The sequence below is a fragment of the Tsukamurella sp. USMM236 genome (assembly GCF_037148755.1).
GTDB lineage: Bacteria > Actinomycetota > Actinomycetes > Mycobacteriales > Mycobacteriaceae > Tsukamurella.
On sequence record NZ_JBBCSS010000006.1, the window covers coordinates 17,700 to 38,847 of the forward strand.

At 72.6% G+C, this 21,148-nt stretch carries 19 protein-coding genes; 5 read left to right on the forward strand and 14 right to left on the reverse strand.

Annotation, left to right across the window (positions count from 1 at the left end; translation table 11 throughout):
* Positions 1-23: 23 nt before the first annotated feature.
* Positions 24-461 (forward strand): lipoprotein LpqH, encoded by a 438-nt coding sequence (locus WFK95_RS18885; RefSeq protein WP_224646393.1) that lies wholly within the window; start codon positions 24-26, stop codon positions 459-461.
* Here the strand turns inward: WFK95_RS18885 and WFK95_RS18890 are convergent.
* From WFK95_RS18890 to WFK95_RS18910, 5 genes are all read right to left on the reverse strand, one after another.
* Positions 448-1,188, reverse strand: coding sequence for an MBL fold metallo-hydrolase (locus WFK95_RS18890; RefSeq protein ID WP_224646392.1), 741 nt, complete (start codon positions 1,186-1,188; stop codon positions 448-450). The genes WFK95_RS18885 and WFK95_RS18890 overlap by 14 nt on opposite strands.
* Entirely contained in the window at positions 1,188-3,383 is a 2,196-nt protein-coding gene (gene glgB, locus WFK95_RS18895; protein ID WP_336671582.1) for a 1,4-alpha-glucan branching protein GlgB, read from the reverse strand. Before glgB ends, WFK95_RS18890 begins: the two co-directional genes overlap by 1 nt.
* A gap of 42 nt (positions 3,384-3,425) precedes the next feature.
* Complete coding sequence (locus WFK95_RS18900; RefSeq protein ID WP_224646390.1) at positions 3,426-5,426, reverse strand: alpha-1,4-glucan--maltose-1-phosphate maltosyltransferase; 2,001 nt, start codon at positions 5,424-5,426, stop codon at positions 3,426-3,428.
* 120 nt (positions 5,427-5,546) lie between these two features.
* On the reverse strand, positions 5,547-7,592 hold the full coding sequence (locus WFK95_RS18905) for an ATP-dependent DNA helicase (RefSeq protein ID WP_336671583.1): 2,046 nt from the start codon (positions 7,590-7,592) through the stop codon (positions 5,547-5,549).
* A 51-nt stretch (positions 7,593-7,643) separates the two neighbouring features.
* Positions 7,644-8,294 carry a GntR family transcriptional regulator gene (locus tag WFK95_RS18910; RefSeq protein ID WP_336671584.1) on the reverse strand — a complete coding sequence of 217 codons (651 nt, stop codon included), beginning with the start codon at positions 8,292-8,294 and terminating at the stop codon, positions 7,644-7,646.
* A 90-nt stretch (positions 8,295-8,384) separates the two neighbouring features.
* Here WFK95_RS18910 and WFK95_RS18915 point away from each other — a divergent pair, with 90 nt between their 5' ends.
* Entirely contained in the window at positions 8,385-9,623 is a 1,239-nt protein-coding gene (locus tag WFK95_RS18915) for an MFS transporter (protein WP_336671585.1), read from the forward strand.
* Here WFK95_RS18915 and WFK95_RS18920 read toward each other — a convergent pair.
* Positions 9,536-10,495 (reverse strand): LysR family transcriptional regulator, encoded by a 960-nt coding sequence (locus WFK95_RS18920; RefSeq protein ID WP_336671586.1) that lies wholly within the window; start codon positions 10,493-10,495, stop codon positions 9,536-9,538. The genes WFK95_RS18915 and WFK95_RS18920 overlap by 88 nt on opposite strands.
* A gap of 70 nt (positions 10,496-10,565) precedes the next feature.
* Between WFK95_RS18920 and WFK95_RS18925 the strand changes: the two genes are divergently transcribed.
* The 3 genes from WFK95_RS18925 (at position 10,566) to WFK95_RS18935 (ending at position 12,864) form a co-directional block, all read left to right on the forward strand.
* A complete protein-coding gene (locus tag WFK95_RS18925; protein ID WP_336671587.1) occupies positions 10,566-10,925 on the forward strand; it encodes a nuclear transport factor 2 family protein in 360 nt (119 codons plus the stop codon).
* Positions 10,926-10,957: 32 nt separating this feature from the next.
* Positions 10,958-11,620, forward strand: a complete 663-nt coding sequence (locus WFK95_RS18930; protein WP_336671588.1) for a TetR/AcrR family transcriptional regulator — start codon at positions 10,958-10,960, stop codon at positions 11,618-11,620.
* 65 nt (positions 11,621-11,685) lie between these two features.
* Complete coding sequence (locus WFK95_RS18935) at positions 11,686-12,864, forward strand: oxygenase MpaB family protein (protein WP_224646383.1); 1,179 nt, start codon at positions 11,686-11,688, stop codon at positions 12,862-12,864.
* Between the two features lie 32 nt (positions 12,865-12,896).
* Here WFK95_RS18935 and WFK95_RS18940 read toward each other — a convergent pair whose 3' ends face one another.
* The 8 genes from WFK95_RS18940 to uraD all read right to left on the reverse strand — a co-directional run bounded on the left by WFK95_RS18940 (position 12,897) and on the right by uraD (position 21,093).
* Complete coding sequence (locus WFK95_RS18940; protein WP_336671589.1) at positions 12,897-14,027, reverse strand: glycerate kinase; 1,131 nt, start codon at positions 14,025-14,027, stop codon at positions 12,897-12,899.
* A 9-nt stretch (positions 14,028-14,036) separates the two neighbouring features.
* Positions 14,037-15,857 carry a glyoxylate carboligase gene (gene gcl, locus WFK95_RS18945; RefSeq protein ID WP_224646381.1) on the reverse strand — a complete coding sequence of 607 codons (1,821 nt, stop codon included), beginning with the start codon at positions 15,855-15,857 and terminating at the stop codon, positions 14,037-14,039.
* Between the two features lie 23 nt (positions 15,858-15,880).
* Positions 15,881-16,762, reverse strand: a complete 882-nt coding sequence (locus WFK95_RS18950; protein ID WP_336671590.1) for a 2-hydroxy-3-oxopropionate reductase — start codon at positions 16,760-16,762, stop codon at positions 15,881-15,883.
* Between the two features lie 50 nt (positions 16,763-16,812).
* The gene (locus tag WFK95_RS18955) at positions 16,813-17,649 is read right to left on the reverse strand and encodes a hydroxypyruvate isomerase family protein (RefSeq protein ID WP_336671591.1); all 837 of its coding nucleotides are present in this window, start codon (positions 17,647-17,649) and stop codon (positions 16,813-16,815) included.
* A gap of 223 nt (positions 17,650-17,872) precedes the next feature.
* The gene (locus WFK95_RS18960; protein ID WP_336671592.1) at positions 17,873-19,246 is read right to left on the reverse strand and encodes a nucleobase:cation symporter-2 family protein; all 1,374 of its coding nucleotides are present in this window, start codon (positions 19,244-19,246) and stop codon (positions 17,873-17,875) included.
* A 13-nt stretch (positions 19,247-19,259) separates the two neighbouring features.
* Complete coding sequence (gene pucL / locus WFK95_RS18965) at positions 19,260-20,165, reverse strand: factor-independent urate hydroxylase (protein WP_336671593.1); 906 nt, start codon at positions 20,163-20,165, stop codon at positions 19,260-19,262.
* Between the two features lie 5 nt (positions 20,166-20,170).
* Positions 20,171-20,518 (reverse strand): hydroxyisourate hydrolase, encoded by a 348-nt coding sequence (gene uraH, locus WFK95_RS18970; RefSeq protein WP_336671594.1) that lies wholly within the window; start codon positions 20,516-20,518, stop codon positions 20,171-20,173.
* Positions 20,515-21,093: a 2-oxo-4-hydroxy-4-carboxy-5-ureidoimidazoline decarboxylase gene (uraD, locus tag WFK95_RS18975; RefSeq protein WP_336671595.1), complete on the reverse strand. Its 579-nt coding sequence runs from the start codon at positions 21,091-21,093 to the stop codon at positions 20,515-20,517. The genes uraH and uraD overlap by 4 nt, the downstream gene beginning before the upstream one ends.
* Between the last annotated feature and the right edge of the window lie 55 nt (positions 21,094-21,148).

Below are 21,148 nucleotides of genomic sequence, written 5' to 3' on the forward strand. Positions count from 1 at the left end.
TACCCGTGCCTGAGGAGGCCCCCGTGCATCGTTCCCTCGTCACCACCTCGGTGGTCGCCCTCGCCGCTCTCGGACTCGCCGCGTGCGGCGGGGGCGAGGACGCGGGGTCGGTCCGGTCCGGCGCCGACGCGGTCGTCAAGGTCGACGGCAAGGACGTCTCCGGAGTGGACCTGTCGACCGTGTCCTGCGTCCGGCAGGGGGAGAACTTCGTGATCGGTACCGGCGGCGCGAACGGCGCCGTCGCCGTCACGATGACCACCCACAACCCGCCGGTCCTGCAGACGGTGGGCATCACCGCCGACGGCACCACCCTCGCGGTGGGCGGCGGCGTGGGCGAGGCCACGGTGCGGGTCGAAGGGACCCGCTACACCATCACCGGTACCGCACAGGGCGCGAGCATCGCGGACCCGGCGGCGGGAGTGGTCCGCAAGCCCTTCGAGATCGCCGTCACCTGCCGGTAGCGCGCGCCTGCGTGACGGCGTCCGCCGGGTCCCCGCGCCACGGCTCGCCGTGGCCGGGGGCCAGCTGGTCGGCGTCCAGCACGGCGATCGTGTCGAGTGCGGCGGTCGTGGCCGCCGGGTCGTGGGAGAAGAACGCCGGCAACAGCTGCGGCCCCGTCGTGCCCGAGAGCGGGTGGCCGGTCACCAGGGCGTCGCCCGTCGCGACGACGCCGCCCGGCAGCAGGAAGGCGGTGTGCCCCGAGGTGTGGCCCGCGCACGGCACCGGCACCGGCGCGCCCGGCAGGTCCAGCGGCGCGCCGGCCGCGGGCAGTGCGAAGGGCTCGGCGTAGGGCATTTCCACGTGCCCCAGCACGCCCACGCGGGCGACGTCGGCCATCCACTTCCAGGTGCGGGGCCGCCACATGATCGGCAGCAGGTCCAGCGGGGCCGCCTGCTCGTGCGCCTCGCCGCGGGCGTGCGCGAGTTCGTCGGGGTGCGCGAGTACCTGCGTGCCGTACCGCTCGTGCAGCTTCGCGATGCCGCCCACGTGGTCGATGTGCGCGTGCGTCACCAGGATCGCCCGGACGTCCTGGGGGCGGCGGCCGATCGACGCCAGCTCCGCCTCCACCCGGTCCACGTCGCCGGCCCAGCCCGCGTCGATCAGGGTGACGTCGGCACCGTCGACCAGGGCGAGGAAGTTGACGTGCGTGCCGCCGCCGAACCAGACGCCGGGCGCGAGCTCGCGCATCACTGCCCGTCGAAGGTCAGCCAGAGGGCGGAGTTCGGGCCGAGCACGACCTCCGCCGAGGCCTCGCGGCCGTGCCAGGACCGCGCCTCCGCGGTGACGCCGCCCATGTTGCCGGCGCCGGTGCCCTCGTAATCCGTGGAGTCGGTGTTGAGGATCTCGCGCCAGGAGCCCGCGAAGGGCACGCCGACGCGGTAGCGCTCGTGGGTCTGCCCGGAGAAGTTGTACAGGCACAGCACCACGGAACCGTCGCTGCCCCAGCGCAGGAAGCTGAGCACGTTGTTCTGCGAGTCGTTCGCGTCCACCCATTCGTAGCCCGACGGGGTGGTGTCCTGGCTCCACAGCGCGGGGTGCGAGCGGTACGCGGCGTTGAGATCCCGCGTGAGCGCCTGGATCCCGGCGTGCAGCTCGCCCTCCCAGCCGTCGAGGCTGTCCCAGTCCAGGGAGCGCTCCTCCGACCACTCGCGGACCTGCCCGAACTCCTGGCCCATGAACAGCAGCTGCTTGCCGGGGTGGCCCCACATGTACGCGAGGAGGGCGCGCACGCCGGACGCCTTGGTGTGCGCGTCGCCCGGCATCCGGGTCCACAGCGTGCCCTTGCCGTGCACCACCTCGTCGTGGCTGATGGGGAGCACGAAGTTCTCGCTCCACGCGTACATCAGCGAGAAGGTGACCTCGTGATGGTGGAAGTTGCGGTGCACCTGATCGCGCCCGAGATAGCCCAGGGTGTCGTGCATCCAGCCCATGTTCCACTTCATGGTGAAGCCGAGGCCGCCGAGGTTCGTCGGGCGCGTGACGCCCGGCCAGCTCGTCGACTCCTCGGCGACGGTGACCACGCCGGGGAAGAGCTTGTGCACGGTGGCGTTCATCTCCTGCAGGAACTCCACCGCCTCGAGGTTCTCCCTGCCGCCGTAGACGTTCGGGGTCCAGCCGCCCTCGGGGCGCGAGTAGTCGAGGTAGAGCATCGAGGCGACCGCGTCCACCCGCAGGCCGTCGATGTGGAACTCGTCGAACCAGTACAGGGCGTTGGCCACCAGGAAGTTCCGCACCTCGCGGCGGCCGAAGTCGAAGACGTAGGTGCCCCAGTCCAGCTGCTCGCCGCGCTGCGGATCGCTGTGCTCGTACAGCGCCTTGCCGTCGAACCGCGCGAGCGCCCAGGCGTCCTTGGGGAAGTGGGCGGGCACCCAGTCCACGATGATGCCGATCCCGCGCTCGTGCAGCACGTCCACGAACTCGCGGAACTCGTCCGGGGTGCCGAACCGGGACGTGGGCGCGTAGTACGAGGTGACCTGGTAGCCCCAGGAGCCGCCGAAGGGGTGCTCGGCGACGGGCATCAGCTCGACGTGCGTGAAGCCCGTCTCGGTGACGTAGTCGGCCAGCTCGCGGGCGAGGTCCAGGTAGCTCAGGCCCTGCCGCCACGAGCCCAGGTGCACCTCGTAGGTGCTCATGGGTCGGTCGGTCGGGATCTGCCTGGCCCGCTCGGTGATCCACGCGGCGTCCCGCCACTCGTGCGTGCTGTGCGTGACGATCGACGCGGTGGCCGGGGGCACCTCGGTGCGCCGCGCCATCGGATCCGCCTTCTCGACGGTGCCGCCGCCTTCGGTGAAGATCCGGAACTTGTAGGCCGCGCCGTCGCCGACGCCCGGCACGAAGACCTCCCAGACTCCCGAGGAGCCGAGCGTGCGCATGGGGTAGGACTCGCCGGACCAGTACTCGAAATCGCCGATCACCGTGACGCCGCGGGCGTTCGGGGCCCACACAGCGAACGACGTGCCCGTGACCTCGCCGTCGGGGGTGGTGTAGCTGCGCAGGTGCGCGCCGAGCACGTCCCACAGCCGCTCGTGCCGGCCCTCGGAGATCAGGTGCTGGTCGAGCTCGCCGATCGTCGGCAGGAAGCGGTAGCCGTCGGCCACGACGGTGCGGCCGGCGGGGTAGAGCACCTCGTACCGGTAGTCGGCGAGGTCGCTGATCGGCACCTCGGCGCCCCACAGCTCGCCCTGCAGCTGCGCCAGCGGGTAGCTCTCCCCGCCGATCACGGCCGCGACGGCGGTGGCGCCCGGCTTCAGAGTGCGCAGCACGGTCCCGCGCGAGGTGGGGTGCGCGCCCAGGATCGCGTGCGGATCGTGGTAGGCGCCGGAGAGCAGGCGTGCGGCGGTGTCGGGGTCGACGGCCGCTGCCGCGGCGGGGTTCTCGGTCATGGGGTGGGGCCTTCCTCAGCAGTGTGCAGGGCCGTTGCGCCGCTAGGGCTCCCGGTAGGACAGTTCCCGTCGCTGCTGCGGGTCGAGTTGCGGGAGGACCAGGATGTGGGCCACGTTGCGCCAGGGTTCCAGTCGGACGAAGTTCGCCTGCCCCCAGTGATACACCTCGCCGGAGACCTCGTCGCGCACCGGGAAGCGCTCGTGCCAGTCCCGGCCGAGTGCCGGCAGGTCCAGCCACACGTTGCCCGCCTCCGCCCCGAACGGGTTGAGGTTCACCACCACCAGCACCAGGTCGCCCGTGGTCGCGTCGTGCTTGCTGTAGGCGATCAGAGCGTCGTTGTCGACGGCGTGGAAGTGCAGGTTGCGCAGCTGCTGCAGGGCGGGGTGGCGGCGGCGGATCTCGTTGAGCCGGGTGATCCACGGCTCCAGCGACTCGCCGCGGCTCTGTGCCGCCTTGTAGTCGCGCGGGCGCAGCTCGTACTTCTCGGAGTCGAGGTACTCCTCGCTGCCCTCGCGGACCGGGACGTGCTCGTAGAGCTCGTAACCCGAGTACATGCCCCAGCTGGGGGAGAGCGTGCTCGCGAGCGCGGCCCGGATCGCGAACATGCCGGGCCCGCCGTGCTGCAGGCTCTCGTGCAGGATGTCCGGCGTGTTCACCCAGAGGTTCGGCCGGCACACGTCGGCCTGCGCCGCGTGCTCCCGCGCGAACTCCTCGAGCTCCCACTTCGCGGTGCGCCACGTGAAGTACGTGTAGCTCTGCGTGAAGCCCGCCTTGGCGAGCCCGTACATCCGCGCCGGGCGGGTGAACGCCTCGGCCAGGAACAGGACGTTCGGGTTGACCTTCTTCACCTCGGCGATCAGCCAGTACCAGAAGTCCGGCGGCTTGGTGTGCGGGTTGTCCACCCGGAAGATCTCGATGCCGCGCTGCACCCAGAACAGGGTGACGCGCAACAGCTCCCGGTAGATGCCGGTCCGGTCGTCGTCGAAGTTGATCGGGTAGATGTCCTGGTACTTCTTCGGCGGGTTCTCGGCGTAGGCGATGGTGCCGTCGGGCAGCACCGTGAACCACTCCGGATGCTCCCTCGCCCAGGGATGATCCGGCGCGGCCTGGAAGGCCAGGTCGAGTGCGACCTCCATGCCCAGGTCGCGGGTGCGTTGGGTGAAGTAGTCGAAGTCGTCGAGCGTCCCGAGTGCGGGGTGCACGGCGTCGTGCCCGCCCTCGTCGGAGCCGATCGCCCACGGGACGCCGACGTCGTGCTCCTCGGGCGTGAGGGTGTTGTTGCGGCCCTTGCGGTTCACCTTCCCGATCGGATGGACCGGCGGGAGGTAGACGATGTCGAAGCCCATCTCCGCGATGCGGGGCAGCTCCTCCGCCGCGGTGTGGAACGTGCCGTGCACGGGCCTGCCCTCGGCGTCCCAGCCGCCGGTGGAGCGCGGGAAGAGCTCGTACCAGGAGCCGAACAGGGCTCGGGTGCGGTCCACCCAGACCCGGTAGGTGCGGGACTTGGTGATCAGCTCCCGCACCGGGTACTGCTGCAGCAGCCGGGTGACGTCGGGATGCAGTGCGGCGCCGGTGCGTTCGACGAGGCTGCGGTCGCCGGCCCGGAGCGCGGCGGCCGCGGCGAGGACCGGGCCGCGGTCACCGTCGGGCACGCCGCCGGCGGCGCGCTCGAACAGGCGCGCCCCGAGCTCCAGGTCGTTCGCGAGCTCCGCCGGGCCCTGGCCGGCGGCGAGCTTCTTCTGCACGGCGCTGCGCCAGGTGGTGGCCGGGTCCGACCAGCCCTCGATCCGGAGCGACCAGTAGCCCGTGAGGTCCGGGCGGAAGACGGCGTGGAACCGGTCGGGTTCGGCCGCGGGCGACATGCGGATGTAGGTCGACGTGCCGTCCGGCCCCGTCACGACGACGGACGCCGCGACGGCGTCGTGGCCCTCGCGCCAGACGGTGGCGGACACCGGCACGACCTCGCCGACGACCGCCTTGCTCGGGTATTGCCCGCCCGACACCACGGGTTCGATGTCGTCGATGCCGATGCGCCCTGTCACCGGGTCAACGGTAGTCGAAGCGGCCGGTTTACGGGCGAGTACTTCCGCCCCGCGCGGGCCCCCGCGCGGCCCCACCTGCGGGCCTTTCCGGTTGTGCCCGGACGGGTCCGGAACCGCGGGTCAGGACTGCGAGAGGCGCTGCAGCGCCGCCACCGCGGTGGCGCGGTCCGCCGTCTCCCAGAACGGCGGCAACGAGGCGCGCAGGAAGCCGCCGTAGCGGGCCGTCGCGAGGCGCGAGTCCAGGACGGCGACCACACCCTTGTCGTCGGTGGAGCGCAGGAGGCGGCCCACGCCCTGCGCGAGCAGTAGGGCCGCGTGGGTGGCCGCGACCGCCATGAAGCCGTTCCCGCCCCGCGATTCGACGGCGCGCTGCCGGGCCGTGAGGAGGGGGTCGTCCGGCCGCGGGAAGGGGATCCGGTCGATGAGCACGAGCGAGAGCGACGGCCCCGGCACGTCGACGCCCTGCCACAGGCTGAGCGTGCCGAACAGGGACGTCGCCGGGTCCGCGGCGAAGTCCCGCACGAGCTGGCCGGTGTTGCCCTCGCCCTGGCACAGGATGGGCGTGTCCACGCGCTCGCGCAGGGCCTCCGCGGCGGCCTTCGCGGCGCGGGTGGAGCTGAACAGGCCCAGGGTGCGCCCGCCCGCGGCCGTCAGCAGCGTCTCGATCTCGTCGAGGATCGCGGGCGCCGTGCCGTCGCGCCCGGGCGGCGGCAGCTTCGTGGCGACGTACAGGATCCCCGACCGGGGGTAGTCGAAGGGCGAGCCGACGTCGATGTGGCTCCACTCGAGGTTTCCGTCCGGCTTCTTGCCGGTCGCCAGCGCCGGGTCCCGGTCGGGCTCGGGCGTCGGTGCGTCGCCGCCCGCGCGCGGCAGGCCCCACGAGCCGGCGACGGAGTCGAAGGCGCCGCCCACCGCGAGCGTCGCCGAGGTGAGCACGACCGTCGACTCGCCGAACAGGCGCGTGCGCAGCAGGCCGCCGACCGACAGCGGCGCGACGTACAGCGTCCGACGGAAGCCGCCGCCGCGGTTCGGGACGTCGGAGGTCCACACCACGTCGCGGCGTTTGGACTCGTCGGGCTCGTCGAAGGCGGTGAGCACGCGGACCGCGGTGTCGTGCACGTCGTCGAGGGCGGTGAGTGCTGCGCTGCGTGCCGCGGCGGCGTCGGCGTCGAGGTTGGCGCCGCGCGCCGGGCCGACGGCGGTGCGGGTGGCCCATGCGGCGTCGCGGACGGCGGCGAGGGCGGGGCCGGCACCGTCGGGCAGGCCGAGCCAGCGCCGCGTGCCGGAGTCGTCGAGCAGGCGGGTGAGGCCCTCCGAGGCCGCGACGAGGGAGTCGGCGATCTCCTCCTCGACGAGCTTGCCCGCGCGGCGGGCCGCCGCCGCGACGGTCGCGCCCGTGAGCTCGGCGGTGGCGACCGAGGTCACCCGGTCCACCAGCTCGTGCGCCTCGTCGACGATGACGGCGTCGTGCTCGGGCAGCACCTTGACCTCGGTCATCGCGTCGATCGCGAGGAGCGCGTGGTTGGTGACCACCACGTCCACCTGGCCGGTGCGCTTGCGCGCCGCCTCGGCGAAGCAGTCCTGACCGTAGGTGCAGTTGGTGGCGCCGAGGCACTCGCGGGCGCCGACGCTGACCAGCCGCCAGGACTGGTCGCTCACGGCGGGGGTGAGCTCGTCGCGGTCGCCGGTCTCGGTGTCGCTGCTCCACTCGCGCAGGCGCTTCATGTCCCGGCCGAGCCGCGACGCGGCGAAGGGGTCGAAGAGTTCCTCGCTGTCGGGCTCGGAGGCGACCGAGCTGTGCAACTTGTTGAGGCACAGGTAGTTCCCGCGGCCTTTGAGGATGGCGAACTCGGGCTCCCGGCCCAGGTCCGGCTTCAGCGCCTTCGCCAGGCGGGGCAGGTCGCGGTCCACGAGCTGCTGCTGCAGCGCGATGGTCGCCGTGCTCACGACGACGGTCTTGCGGGTGGTCACGGCGTGCCGGATCGCGGGCACGAGATAGGCGAGCGACTTGCCGGTGCCGGTGCCGGCCTGCACGGCGAGGTGCTCGCCGGTGTCCAGCGAGTGGGCGACGGCCGCGGCCATCCGCACCTGGCCCTCGCGCTTGCTGCCGCCGAGCGCGGTGACCGCGGTGTCCAGCAGTTTCGGCACGATCGGCGGTTCGCTCACCCGGGGAGTCTAGCCGTCCGGCGGCGTCGCGCCGGGGAGGCCCGGCCGGGGCTACAGGTGCGGGCCGCCGGTGCCGTAGCTGTCGCGCTGATGGGCGTCGAGGAGCCGCGTGAACTCGATGGTGTCGCCCGCGACGGCGGCCGCGAGGACGGCGCGGTGGTCGGCGATCGTGTGGTCGGCGTCCCCGATGATGCGGCCGGCGTGGTGGGTCAGGGAGAACCGCTGCCGGTCCCGCAGGCGCGCGTAGGTCGCGGACATCAACTCGTTGTCCGCGAGGTCGACGAAGGCGCTGTGGAAGGCCATCGCGGCCTCGGCGAAAGCGGGGAAGTCGCCGGCCCGCAGCGCCCGCTCCTGCTCCGCGAGGTTCGGCTGCATGCGCTCGTCGAGATCCCGCCGCGCCGCCTCGCCGGAGTGGAAGACGCCCGCGGATTCCAGGGCCAGCCGCAACTGGGCGGACTCGCGGATCTCCCGCGGGGTGAGCCCCTGCACCTGCGCGCCGCGCTGGGCGTAGATGCGGACCCAGCCCTCCTCCTGCAGCCGCGCCAGCGCGGCGCGCACGGGAGTGCGGCTCATCGAGAGCTCGCCGGCCAGCGCGTTCTCGCTGAGCATCGTGCCCGGTTCGAGACCGCCGCCCACGATGGCGTCGCGGATGTGGGCGTGCGCGCGCTCGGCCGCGGTGGTGGCGCCGTCGGCTGCGGGCATGACGCTCCTTCGCTGCGAGATGTCGTGGGACCTCTGGACAGTACCCGGCTCATTAGGATACAACTGGGATACAAGTTGGAAGGACGGGGCATGAGCGTGGACATCGAGGTCGAGGCCGGTTCAGTGCGGGAGCGGGTGCAGCGCCGCACCCTCGCCGTCGTCATGTTCGCCCAGGTGCTCGGCGGCGCCGGGCTCGCGGCGGGCGTCACCGTCGGGGCGTTGCTCGCGCAGGAGATGCTCGGCTCGGAGGCGCTCTCCGGGCTGCCGGTCGCCGTTTTCACCTTCGGCTCCGCGGGTGCGGCCTACCTGGTGGGACGGATCAGCCAGCGCTCCGGCCGGCGGCTCGGGCTCGCGGCGGGCTTCGCGACCGGCGCCGTCGGCGCGGCCGGGGTGGTCCTCGCCGCGGGCATCGGGAGCGTTCCGCTGCTATTCGCCTCCTTCCTGCTCTACGGCGCGGGGACGGCGACGAATCTGCAGGCGCGGTACGCGGGCACGGACCTCGCGGCGCCTGCGAAGCGCGCCACCGCGGTGAGCCTCGCGCTGGTGTCCACCACGCTGGGCGCGGTGGCCGGTCCCAACCTGGTCACGCCACTCGGCTCCCTCGCGCGCGGGCTCGGGCTGCCGGCGCTGGCCGGCCCCTTCCTGCTCGCGGGTGTCGCCTTCGCCGCGGCCGGTGCCGTGATCCTCGTGCTGCTCCGTCCGGACCCACTGCTGCTCGCCCGCGAGCTCGGCGCCGTCCCCGAGGCCGCGGCGGGGGCGCCCGGCGGGGGCGTCCGGCCCGCGGCCTTCCTCGGCGCGGCGGTCATGGTGGTCACCCAGATCGCGATGGTCGCGGTGATGACGATGACGCCCGTGCACATGGCGGCGAACTCGCACGGGCTCGGGGCCGTCGGCATGGTGATCGGCCTGCACATCGCGGGCATGTACCTCCCGTCGCCGATCACGGGCGTCCTCGTCGACCGGATCGGTCGCGTCCCGATGGTGGTCGCCTCGGGCGTCGTGCTCGCCGCCGCGGGCCTGGTCTCCGCCCTCGTGCCCGGGGAGTCGCTGGCGGTCAACATCGTCGCGCTCGTGCTGCTCGGCGTCGGCTGGAACATCGGGCTGGTCGCGGGGACCGCGCTCGTCGTCGACGGGACCGACCTCGCCGACCGGGCCCGGGTGCAGGGCAAGGTCGACGTGCTCATCGCGGTGGCCGGCGCGGGCGGCGGCCTCGCCTCCGGCATGGTCGTCTCGGCGTGGACCTACCCGGCGCTCGGGCTCGGCGTCGCGGCGCTCACGGTGGTCGCGCTCGGCGCGGCCCTGACCCGGTGGCGGCCCGCGGCCGCCTGATCGCCGGCGAGGTGCTCGCGCAGCGTGCGGGTCATCGCGCCCGCGGCCGCCGACGGTGCCGCCCGCGTTGCGAGGGACAACTCGGTCCGGGCCGACCGGGCCAGGGGCACCGTCGCCAGGCCGGGCCTCCCGGCCGCCATCGACGCGGTGAGCACCGCGACCCCCGCCCCGTGCTCGACGAGGGCGAGCAGTGCCTCGGGGGAGTGCGCCTGCACCGTCGGCTCGACGACGGTGCGGTCCGCGGCGCACGTGATGTCGAGCGCGGCGCGCACGCCGGAGCCGCGCGGCAGGCACAGCACCGTCGCACCGGCGAGGTCGGCGCAGTCGGCGGACTCCCGCCGGGCCCAGGGGTGGCCCTCCGGCACGACGACGGTGAGCGGCTCGCGGATCAGCCGGTGCGCGGCGAGGGGCTCCGGCAGCGGCCGGGCGTGCGCGACGAGCGCGACGTCGAGCGCTCCGGCCACGAGGTCGGCGACGAGGTCGTCCGAATCGCCCTCCACGACGTCGACGGTGACCGCGGGGTGCGCGACGCGGAACGCCGCGAAGCCCGTGAGGTAGCCCGGGATCGTGCACCCGATGACGGTCCCGAGCCGCACGTGGCCGCGGACGACGCCGGTCAGCTCGTCGGCGACGGTCCGCACGGCGTCCACGGCGGCGAGCACGGCCCGGGCGTGCGGCAGCAGCTCCGCCCCCTCGGACGTGAGGCCGACGGTGCGCGCCCCGCGTTCGAGCAGGCGGTGGCCCAGTTCGCGTTCGAGCTTGGCGACCTGCGCGGAGACGCCGGACTGGGCGACGTGCAGTGCGTCGGCGGCGGCCGTGAACGAGCCGCGGTCGGCGACGGCGACGAGGTAGCGGAGCTGGTGCAGTTCCATCACTGATGATGATAGTTCGAATCAGAGACAGCTGTTGGACTTCTGACTGCGTCGGCCGCAGAGTGGAGTCATGACCGAGAACAGCACGCCCCGCCGGATCGCCGAGACCTACTTCCGCTGCTGGGAGGCCAAGGACTTCGCCCCGCTCCGCCCGTACCTGGCACCCGACTGCGTCTTCACCGGGGTCTTCGGCGTCGCGCACGGGCCCGACGAGTTCCTCCAGGGGCTCGGCGGCATGGCGCAGGCCACCGACTCGCTCGAGGTCCGCGCCCGTCTCGCGGACGATCGCGATGTGATCACCTGGTTCGACCTGGGCATGGGCGGCGCGCCCGCGACCGCGGTCGCGAACTGGACCCGCGTCGAGGACGGCCTGATCACCGCGGTGAACGTCACCTTCGACCCGCGCGAGATCCTCGCCGCCTCCGCCTGATCCGCGGGCGTCGCGGGCGATACGCTGGCCCGATGACCGAGACCGAGGGGCGCCGCTACAGCGGCGCGAGCGCCGAGGCGCGCCGCGAGGAGCGGCGCGCGCGGTTCCTCGACGCCGCGCTCACCGTGGTCGCCCGCGACGGCGTCGCTGCGGTGAGCGCGCGTTCGCTGTGCGCCGAGGCGGGCCTGCACGCGCGCTACTTCCGCGAGGCCTTCGACTCGCCGGACGACGTGCTCACCGCTGCCTTCGACGTGATGGCGGCGGAGCTCATGGGTGATGTCGCCACCGCGATCGCGGCGGTCGCGCCGGAGGCGCCCGACGTCGTCGAGCGGAAGGTGCGGGCGGGCGTGCGCAGCTCGCTCGGCGCGATCAGTGCCGATCCGCGCCGGTCCGCCCTGCTCGTCGGCGCGGACGTGCATCCCGGCCTCCGGGCGCGGCGGGAGGCGCTGATCGACCTGCTCGCGGGAGCCATGGCGGCCCAGGCCGAGGAGATCCTCGACGACCCGCCGGAGCACGAGGATGCGCAGCTGTCGGCGCGGATGATCGCGGTGGGCGGGATGCACCTGGCGATCGCGGCGAGCGCCGGCCGGATCGACGCCTCGCCAACGACGGTCGAGGAGATCATGGTGGCGGGGATCCTCAGCAACCGAGAGCTGTCCGCGGTGCTCAGGCGCCTGCGGGAGGTGTCCTCCTAGGCGGCGGGGAGACCGTTACGAGATTGTGGCTACAGGATGTAGCCAGATTGGGTTACGCTCGGGCCATGACCCTCGCAGCCCCCCGCACCGTCGACACCCCCGCACGTTTCGACCGCGACCCCGAGTGGGCCGCCGGCAGTGTGCGCGCCCTCCGGCTCCTGCAGAAGGATCGCCGCCCGTTCACGGCGGAGGAGATCGCCTGGGCGGGCGAAGCGGTGGACCGCGGCGACGAGCTCGGCAACCGGCTCGGCCGCGCGATGATCGACGACCGGGCCTACTCGATGCGCGACCTCGACGCGGCGCTGGCGTCGGGCGCCACGGAGAACCCCGCGCTCCAGGAGCTGCTGGACGCGGTCGGCGCCGCCGCGACGCCCGCCTGGGTGGACTTCGACGCCTGCGAGCGCGGCGCCGCCGTCTGCCGGCGATCCGGTTCGCTCGGGCTCGACGTCCTCGCGACGGCGTCGCTGATGACCGGGTACACGACCTCCGCGACCACGCGCCAGCTCGTCGCGACGGGCGGCATGGTCGACGGGGTGGACGCCCGCATCCACGAGACCACGCAGTGGTGGTCGGAGATCATCGGCGGCGACGTGCGACCGCACGGGCTCGCCTGGCGGTCGGCCGTGAAGGTCCGGGTGATCCACGGCCTCGCCAACACGACCCTGCTGCGCCGCGACGACTGGGACCGGGCGCAGTGGGGCGTGCCCATCAACCAGTCCGACCAATTGGGCACGCTCGGCCTCTTCTCCACGACCTTCCTGCTCGGTCTGCGCGCGCTGGGCATGCCCGTCTCCGCGGACGAGGGCCGCGACGTGATGGCGCTGTGGCGCTACGTCGGCTGGCTGCTCGGCCTCGACGAACACGTCCTGCCCGCGACCGAGGGGGAGGGCCGGCGCCGCATGGTGCAGATCGGCCAGTACGCGCCCGGACCCGACGCGGACTCCGCCGTCCTCGGCCGCGCGCTGTACGGCAACTGGGGCCGGCACCGGTACCCGGTCGCGCAGGGGCTGCGGCGGGGCTTCTATCAGCGTTACCTGGGCAGCCTCGAGGGCGTCTTCGCCGGCCGACAGGGCCTGCGCGACCTGGGGCTCCCCGCCGAGCTGCCGTGGGCCGTGCCCGTCGCGTGGGCGAGCCACGCGCCCGTCCAGGTCGCGGCCCGGTTCTCGCCCGCCGCTCGGCGCTGGGCGACGGTGCGCGGCGAGCGTCAGATCGCCACCTGGCTGCGCCGCAACGGCCCCCGCTGACCGTCCCCGCTCGGCGGCCGGGCCGGCGCCGATCAGCCCAGCCGGCCGCCGGCGCCCGCGGCGATGGACCGGCCGATGCGGCGCAGCAGCTCGGCGGCGTTCGCCATCGAGCGCGCGGGATCGGGCTCGATCTCGGACAGCGCCATCGCGCGCCGGAAGCCCGCCGCGTGGATCTGCTCCGCGGTGAGCGCGCTGCGCCCCGCCACCGCGATGACCGGCACCCCGGCCGCGCGGGCCGCGGAGGCGACGCCGACCGGCGCCTTGCCGTGCAGCGATTGTGCATCGAGTGACCCCTCGCCCGTGATCACGAGGTCCGCCGCCCGGACCTTGTCCGCGAAGTCGGCGAGCTCCAGCACGATGTCGACGCCCGGCCGCGCCTCGGCGCCGAGAACCGCCATCGCGCCGAAGCCCGTGCCGCCCGCGGCCCCCGCGCCCGGCGTCTCCCGCACGTCGGCGCCCGTCGCCTCCGCGACCACGTCGGCCCAGGTGCGCAGGGCGCCGTCGAGCAGGGTGACCTGCGCGGCGGTCGCCCCCTTCTGCGGGCCGTAGACCGCGGCCGCGCCGTCGGGTCCGAGCAGCGGATTGTCGACGTCGCACGCGAGCGTGAACCGCGCGCCGCGCGCCTCGGGGAGCAGGCCGGCGAGGTCGACGCGCGCGGCCTGCAGCAGAGCGGTGCCGCCCGGCCGCACGGGCTCGCCCGCGCGGTCTGTGATCGACACGCCGAGCGCCTGCAGCATGCCGGCGCCGCCGTCGGTCGAGGCGCTGCCGCCGAGGCCGAGGACGATGTGCTGCGCCCCGTGTTCGAGCGCGTGCCGGATCACCGTGCCCAGGCCGAAGGTGGTGGCGCCGAGCGCGTCCGGCTCGCGGCCGGGCAGCAGCTCCAGGCCGACGGCCGAGGCGAGCTCGACCACGGCCGTCGGGCCGCCGCGGGCGTACGACGTCGTGTGCGGGACCCCGGTCGGGCCGGTGGTCTCCACCGCGACCCGCTCCCACCCCGCGGCCACGGCGGCGTCGACGGTGCCGTCCCCGCCGTCGGCGATGGGGGCGCGGACGCACACCCAGTCCGGCGCGACGTCCGCGATACCGCGGGCGAGGGCGTCCGCGACGCCCGCCGCGGACAGGGAGCCCTTGAACTTGTCGGGCGAGAGCAGCACCGTCGTCATCGCGTCCTCCTAGTCGAGCAGCAGGAGGGCGGTGGGCGCGTCGGTGCCGACGGTCGCGAGATCCTCGAACTCGGCGACGTTGTCGAGCTCGGTGCCCATCGCGATGTTGGTGACCCGCTCCAGGAAGATCTCGACGACCACGGGCACCTTGTGCTCACGGGCCATCTGCTGCGCGCGGGTGAGCGTCGCGGCGATCTCCGCCGGGTCGGTCACGCGCACGGCCTTGCAGCCCAGGCCCTCCGCGACCTTGACGTGGTCGACGCCGTAGCCCTTGGGGGCCAGGGGCATCGGGTCCGAGCCGGTGGTGCTGTGGGCGTCGTCGACATCGGCGTTGATGTTGTCGAAGCCCAGCTGGACCTGGAAGTCCATGTCGAAGGCGCGCTGCGCCTGCCGGATCAGGCCCAGGTACGAGTTGTTCACCACGACGTGGACGTAGGGCAGGTTGAACTGCGCCGCGACCGCCAGTTCCTCGATCATGAACTGGAAATCGTAGTCGCCCGAGAGCGCCACCACGTCGGTTCCGGGCGCGGCCTTGACCACGCCGAGGGCCGCGGGGATGGTCCAGCCCAGCGGGCCGGCCTGGCCGCAGTTGATCCAGTGGCGCGGCTTGAAGACGTGCAGGAACTGCCCGCCGGCGATCTGCGAAAGACCGATCGTGCTGACGTACCGGGTGTCGCGGCCGAAGGCCTTGTTCATCTCCTCGTAGACGCGCTGCGGCTTGATCGGCACGTCGTCGAAGTGCGTGCGGCGCTGCATGGTCCGCTTGCGCTCGGCGCAGGACTCGACCCAGGCGGAGCGGTCCGCCAGCGTGCCGGCGGCCCGCCGCTCCCGGGCGACCTCCACGAGCTGCTCCAGCGCGGCCCCGGCGTCGGAGACGATGCTGTAGTCCGGCGCGAAGACCCGGCCGATCTGGGTGGGGTCGATGTCCACGTGGACGAACGTCCGGCCCGCGCGGTAGGTGTCGAGCCCGCCGGTGTGCCGGTTCGCCCAGCGGTTGCCGATGCCCAGCACGAAGTCCGAGGCGAGCATCGTCGCGTTGCCGTAGCGGTGCGCGGTCTGCAAGCCCACCATGCCCGCGGCGAGGCGGTGGTCGTCGGGGATCGTGCCCCAGCCCATGAGGGTCGGGATGACCGGGACGTCCAGCAGCTCGGCGAGCTCGACCAGCTTGTCGGAGGCGTCGGCGTTGATGATGCCGCCGCCGGCCACGAGGAGCGGGCGCTCGGCTGCGGCCAGCATGTCCAGCGCCTTCTCCGCCTGCGCGCGGGTCGCGGCGGGCTTGTGCACGGGCAGCGGGGTGTAGGTGTCCGGGTCGAACTCGATCTCGGCGAGCTGCACGTCGATGGGCAGATCGATGAGGACGGGGCCGGGCCGACCCGAACGCATGAGGTGGAAGGCCTGCGCGAACACGCCCGGCACCTGCGCGGGCTCGAGCACGGTGACGGCCATCTTGGTGACGGTCTTCGCGATGGACGCGATGTCGACCGCCTGGAAGTCCTCCTTGTGCAGTCGCGCGACGGGCGCCTGGCCGGTGATGGCGAGGATGGGGATGGAATCGGCCATGGCCGAGTACAACCCGGTGATCATGTCGGTGCCGGCGGGGCCGGACGTGCCGATGCAGACACCGATGTTGCCGGCCTCGGCGCGGGTGAAGCCCTCCGCCATGTGCGAGGCGCCCTCGACGTGGCGGGCGAGCACGTGGCCGATGCCGCCGTGCGCGCGCATCGCCGCGTAGAAGGGGTTGATGGCGGCGCCGGGGACGCCGAACGCCTGGGTGGCGCCCTCGAGCTCCATGATCTTGACCGCTGCTTCGGCGGCACGCATACGAGCCATGTCAGTTCTCCAATGTCTTCGGGTTAGGACGTGCGGCCGGACAGGCGCTCGACGCCGCGCAGCAGCGCGGAGTGGTCGAGGGGGCCGTCGCCGTTGGCGCGGGCGGAGGCCATGAGCTGGGCGACGAGGCCGCCGAGTGGTGCGACGACGCCGGCCTCGCGGGCGGCGGCGGTGACGATGCCGAGGTCCTTGTGGTGCAGCTCGATCCGGAAGCCGGGCTCGAACTCGCGGTCCAGCATCTTCTGCGCCTTCTGGTTGAGCACGGCGGAGCCCGCGAGCCCGCCGCCGAGCACCTGGACGGCGGCGGCGGTGTCCACGCCGTACGCCTCGAGGAAGACGATGGACTCGGCCAGGAGCTGGATGTTGCCGGCCACGATGAGCTGGTTCGCGGCCTTGACGGTCTGCCCGGAGCCGTTGGGGCCCACGTGCACGATGGTCTTGCCGACCACGTCGAGCACCGGCTGCGCCGCGGCGAAGTCCTCGGGCGTGCCGCCGACCATGATCGACAGCGCTGCGTTGATCGCGCCGGCCTCGCCGCCCGACACGGGCGCGTCGATGAGCCGGAAGCCGCGTTCGGCGGCCTGCTTCGCGAGCTCGGTCGTCACGTCGGGCCGGATGCTGGAGAAGTCGATGATCAGCGCGCCGGCGGGGGCGTTGTCGAAGACGCCGCCCTCGCCCGCGAGCACGGCCTGCACGTCGGGGGAGTCGGGCACCATCACCGCGATGACCTCGGCGTCGGCGACGGCGTCGGCGATCGAGGCGGCGGCGCGGCCGCCGGCGTCGACGAGCGGCTTGGCCCGCTCGGGGGTGCGGTTGAAGCCCGCCACCGTGTGGCCGGCGTTCGCGAGGTGCACGGCCATGGGGCTGCCCATGATGCCGAGTCCGATGAAGGCGATGTTCGTCATGAGATTCCTTGTGTCGGGTCGTCGATCGGAGGATCGGGTGGCTTGGGGGCTCAGGAGGCCGCGACCACGCGGGCGGCGCGCTGCTCGCGGGGGAGCCAGGCGAAGGGATCGTCCTGGGTCTGCTTGTACTCCAGGCCGATCGGCCCGCAGTAGCCCACGCGCTCGAGGTGGGCGAGGTGGCCGTCGAGGTCGAGGGTCCCGGTGCCGGGCTCGCCGCGGCCGGGATCGTCGGCGATCTGGACGTGGCCGATCAGGCCGGCGTGGGTGTCGATGGCGGCGGCGACGTCGTCGCCGTTGACCTGCAGGTGGTACAGGTCGGCGAGCAGTCGCAGGGAGTCGACGCCGGACTGCTCCCGGACGCGGTCGATGACGGTCACGGCGTCGGCCGCGGTGAGCAGCGGGTAGCGCGGGGCGCCGCTGACCGGCTCGATGAGGACGACGGCGCCGATCCCGGCGGCGGCGCGGCCCGCGGCGGCGAGATTCTCGGCGGCGACGGCGTCCTGCTCGGCGGGGTCGCCGCCGTCGATCCGGTTGCCGTACAGGGCGTTGAAAGCCGGGATGCCCAGGCGCTCGCCGATGCCGACGACGACGTCGATGTTGTCGCGGAACTCGGCGACGCGGGCGGGATCGGAGAGGATGCCGCGCTCGCCGCCGGGCATGTCGCCGGCCGCGAAGTTCAGGCCCGTGAGCTGCACGCCCGCGTCCTCGATCGCCGTGACGAAGGCGTCGACCTGACGGTCGCTCGGCACGGCCGTGGGGAACGGCCACCAGAACTCGACGGCCTCGAAGCCCGCCTCGCGGACCGTGCGGGGCCGCTCGAAGATCGGGGTGTCGGCGAGCAGGATCGAGCAGTTGACCGTGTACTTGGCGGGGGCGTTCGCGTTCATGGGGGCTCCTTCATCAGGCGGGGCGTACGGGCGATGCAGGTTCTGGCGAGGTCCGATACGACCTGCAAGCTTTCGCCTGTCGGAAAGATCATTTCCGTACAATGGAATTGTGGCATGTGATGGTGATCACGTCAAGGGGTTCGGGAAGAGGAGAGCCGGAGTGCGCATCGCACACTCCGGCTCTCGTCGAGGCGGTGCGGCCGGGCGGCCGACCGGGCGTGCCTCAGTCGCCGTTCGGGATCGGGTTGCCGCGTTCGTCGGGGGCCGCCGCGAACACCGAGACGTCGGGCCGGTTGCCCGCCGTGATCTCGTTGAACAGGAAGTTCAGGACCACCGCGACCACGGCGGCGGCGCTGATCCCCGAGTGCATGACCGTGCCGACCGCGGTCGGGAAGGCGTGCCAGAAGTCGGGCGCCGCCACGGGGATCATGCCCATGCCGATGGAGACGGCGACGATCACCATGTTGAGGTTGCCGTCGAAGTTCACGCGGGAGAGCGTCTTGATGCCGCTGGCGGCCACGGAGCCGAACAGCACCAGGCCGGCGCCGCCGAGCACGGGGTAGGGGATCGCCGCGATCACCCGGCCCACGACGGGGAGCAGTCCCAGGAACGCGAGGATGCCGCCGCCCATCGCCACCACGTACCGGCTCTTGATCCCCGTGAGCGCCACCAGGCCCACGTTCTGCGCGAACGCGCTGCACGGGAAGGCGCTGAACGCGGGGGCCACCGCGGTCGAGAGCATGTCGGCGCGCAGGCCGTTGGCGACCCGCTTGGAATCGACGGGGGTGCCGACGATCTCGCCGATGGCGAGGATGTCGGCCGTGGTCTCCGTCATGATCACCAGGATCACGATCGTCATCGAGATGATGGCGCCGATCTGGAACGTCGGGCTGCCGAAGTGCATGACCGGCGGCAGCGAGAAGATCGGTCCGTCACCGACCTTCGAGAAGTCGAGCTTGCCCATGAAGGCGGCGATGATCGTGCCGACGACGATGCCGATGAGGATCGACAGCCGCGAGATCGCGCCCTGGAACAGGCGGCTGATCACCAGGATGATCAGCACCGTGGCGCCGGCCAGCCCGATGTTGGCCATCGAGCCGTAGTCGGCGGCCTTGGCGGTGCCGCCCTGCGCCCAGTTGAAGGTCACGGGCAGCAGCGACAGGCCGATCACCGTGATGATCGTGCCCGTCACCACGGGCGGGAAGTACCGCACCAGTTTCGCGAACACGGAACTGAGGACGAGACCGATCAGGCCGGCGACGATGATCGCGCCGAAGATGGGCCGCACGCCGCCGTCCTGCGCGATCGCGGTCATCGTCGAGACGCTGGCGAACGAGAGGCCCTGCACGATCGGTAGGCGCGCGCCGAGCGGGCCGATGCCGATGGTCTGCAGGATCGTCGCGAGGCCGCTCACGAACAGGCCCGCGGTCACGAGCAGGCTCATGTCCGTGGCGGACAGGCCCGCGGCGCCGCCCACGATGAGCGGGGGCGCGATGACGCCGCCGTACATCGTCAGGATGTGCTGGAGCCCGTAGACGAAGGTCTTGCCGAGCGGGAGGCGTTCGTCCTCGGGCCGGACCTCGGTGGCTGTGGTCATGGTCGTCGCCCCGCTAGCAGAATCCGGGCACGCCGTGCCACGCCGAGCCGGCGTCGGACGCGTCGTCGCGCACGACGCTCGCCTCGATCAGGCCGTAGGGGCGGTCGGCCGCGATGAACACCTCGCCGGGGTTCTCCACGCCGAAGGGGGAGAGGTCCACCAGGAAGTGGTGCTTGTTCGGCGCCGAGAACTTGATCTCCGCGACCTCGGGGTGCTGCTCGAGCACGGACTGGCCCATGCCGTACAGGGTCTGCTGCAGTGCCTTGCTGTGGATCTCGGCGAACCGCTGGAGCATGATCGCGCGGATCGAGTCGAAGGACTTGTCCCAGTCCACGTCCGTGTGGTCGTAGCGCCACTTGGCGACGAGCGACGTGGCGAGGATCCGGTCGTCGGTCTCCTGCAGCGTCGTGTACTTGTCCTTGAGGAAGCCGTGGAACTCCGAGCCGGTGGACTTGAGCAGCGTCAGGTCGTGGATGCCGGACACCACGTGCGCGCGGCGGTCGGCGCCGCGGCCGTCGACGTTGACGACGGTGGACCGTACTCCGCCGCCGGAGCGGACGAAGGCGTGGTCGTGGCCGGCACCGTCGACCTGGATCCGGTCCCAGGGGTACTCGTGCACCTCGATGCGGGCGCCGTCGGCCTTGGGGGTTGAGTCGATGAAATGACCGCCCAGCGTGAGGGCGTAGTCCTCGATCGCGCCGATGCCCTTCTCCTTGGCGAAGGCGAACGAGGTGTTCTTCTGGGTGTCGGTCGGCAGCACCGCCGCCTGGTCGCCGCTGATGTGGGCGTCGGTGAAGTCGCCGCGCAGCGCCGAGGACACGTTGAGGTCACGGATCGTGTGCCGGGCGGTGTCGCGGTAGATCCGCACCACGCGGTTCTCCGCCTTGCCGTACTGGTTGGGGCCCAAGTGGATTGCCATGGTGGTCAGCTTCCTTTGTAGGTGGAGTAGTGGAACGGGCTGAGGAGGAGCGGGACGTGGTGGTGGGGAACGGCGCCGTCGACCGCGATCAGGCGGAAGGTGATGGCGACCTCGGGGAAGAAGTTCTCCTGCCCCGTGGCCGTGGAGTACGTCGCGGTGTCGAAGATCAGGCGGTAGACGCCGGCGGCCAGGTCGTCCGGGCCGAGGTCGCGGATCCGGCCGTCGTCGTCCGTGACGCCCTGTGCCACGGATTCGACGGTGCCGTCCGGCCCGACCCGGTCCATCCGGATCGGGACCCCGGCTGCGGGGACACCGCGCGCGGTGTCGAGGACGTGGGTGGTGACCGTGCTCATGACTGCCTCTCTGCGAGTTCGTCTTCCAGTTCGAGGACCCGGGCGAGGCGGCGCAGCGCGATCCCGCGGAGCTCGCGGGCGACTTCGGCTGCCTCGGCGTCCGGCGCGTTCTCGAGCCGCCGGTGCAGCTCGGCGAGCACCGTCGTCGCGTCCAGTCCCGCGGCGTTGATCAGGAAGACGCGGTCGAAGCGCTCCTCGTAGGCGCCGTTGCCGGCGAGGAGGGCGGCCTGCGTCTGCGTGTCGGTGGCGACGCCCGACTGCTCCTTGCGGGACCACGCGGCCTCGGTGGAGGCGCCCGCGGCGCGCTCGCCGATCCGCGGATGGGAGGCGAGTGCGCGATCCACGTCGGCGGGGGTGAACGCCAGGGCCGCGGTGCCGGCCGCCCGGAGGGCGTCGGAGGCATCGGCGTAGGGCCGTCCGTCGATGACCGCATCGCTCCAGGAGCGCACATCGCAACACGCGAGTAGAGTCGCCCGGATATCGGCCTCAGGCGCCGAGTTGAAGTCTTCGAGGTCCATCTGACCTGCCTTCTTTCGGTCTGCGGAAGAGGTTTTCCACTGATCGAAGAATGACATGTGATCTGAGTCACGTCAACAGTTTGTTGAAAAAATGTTGCCGAGCGTCGCTCGG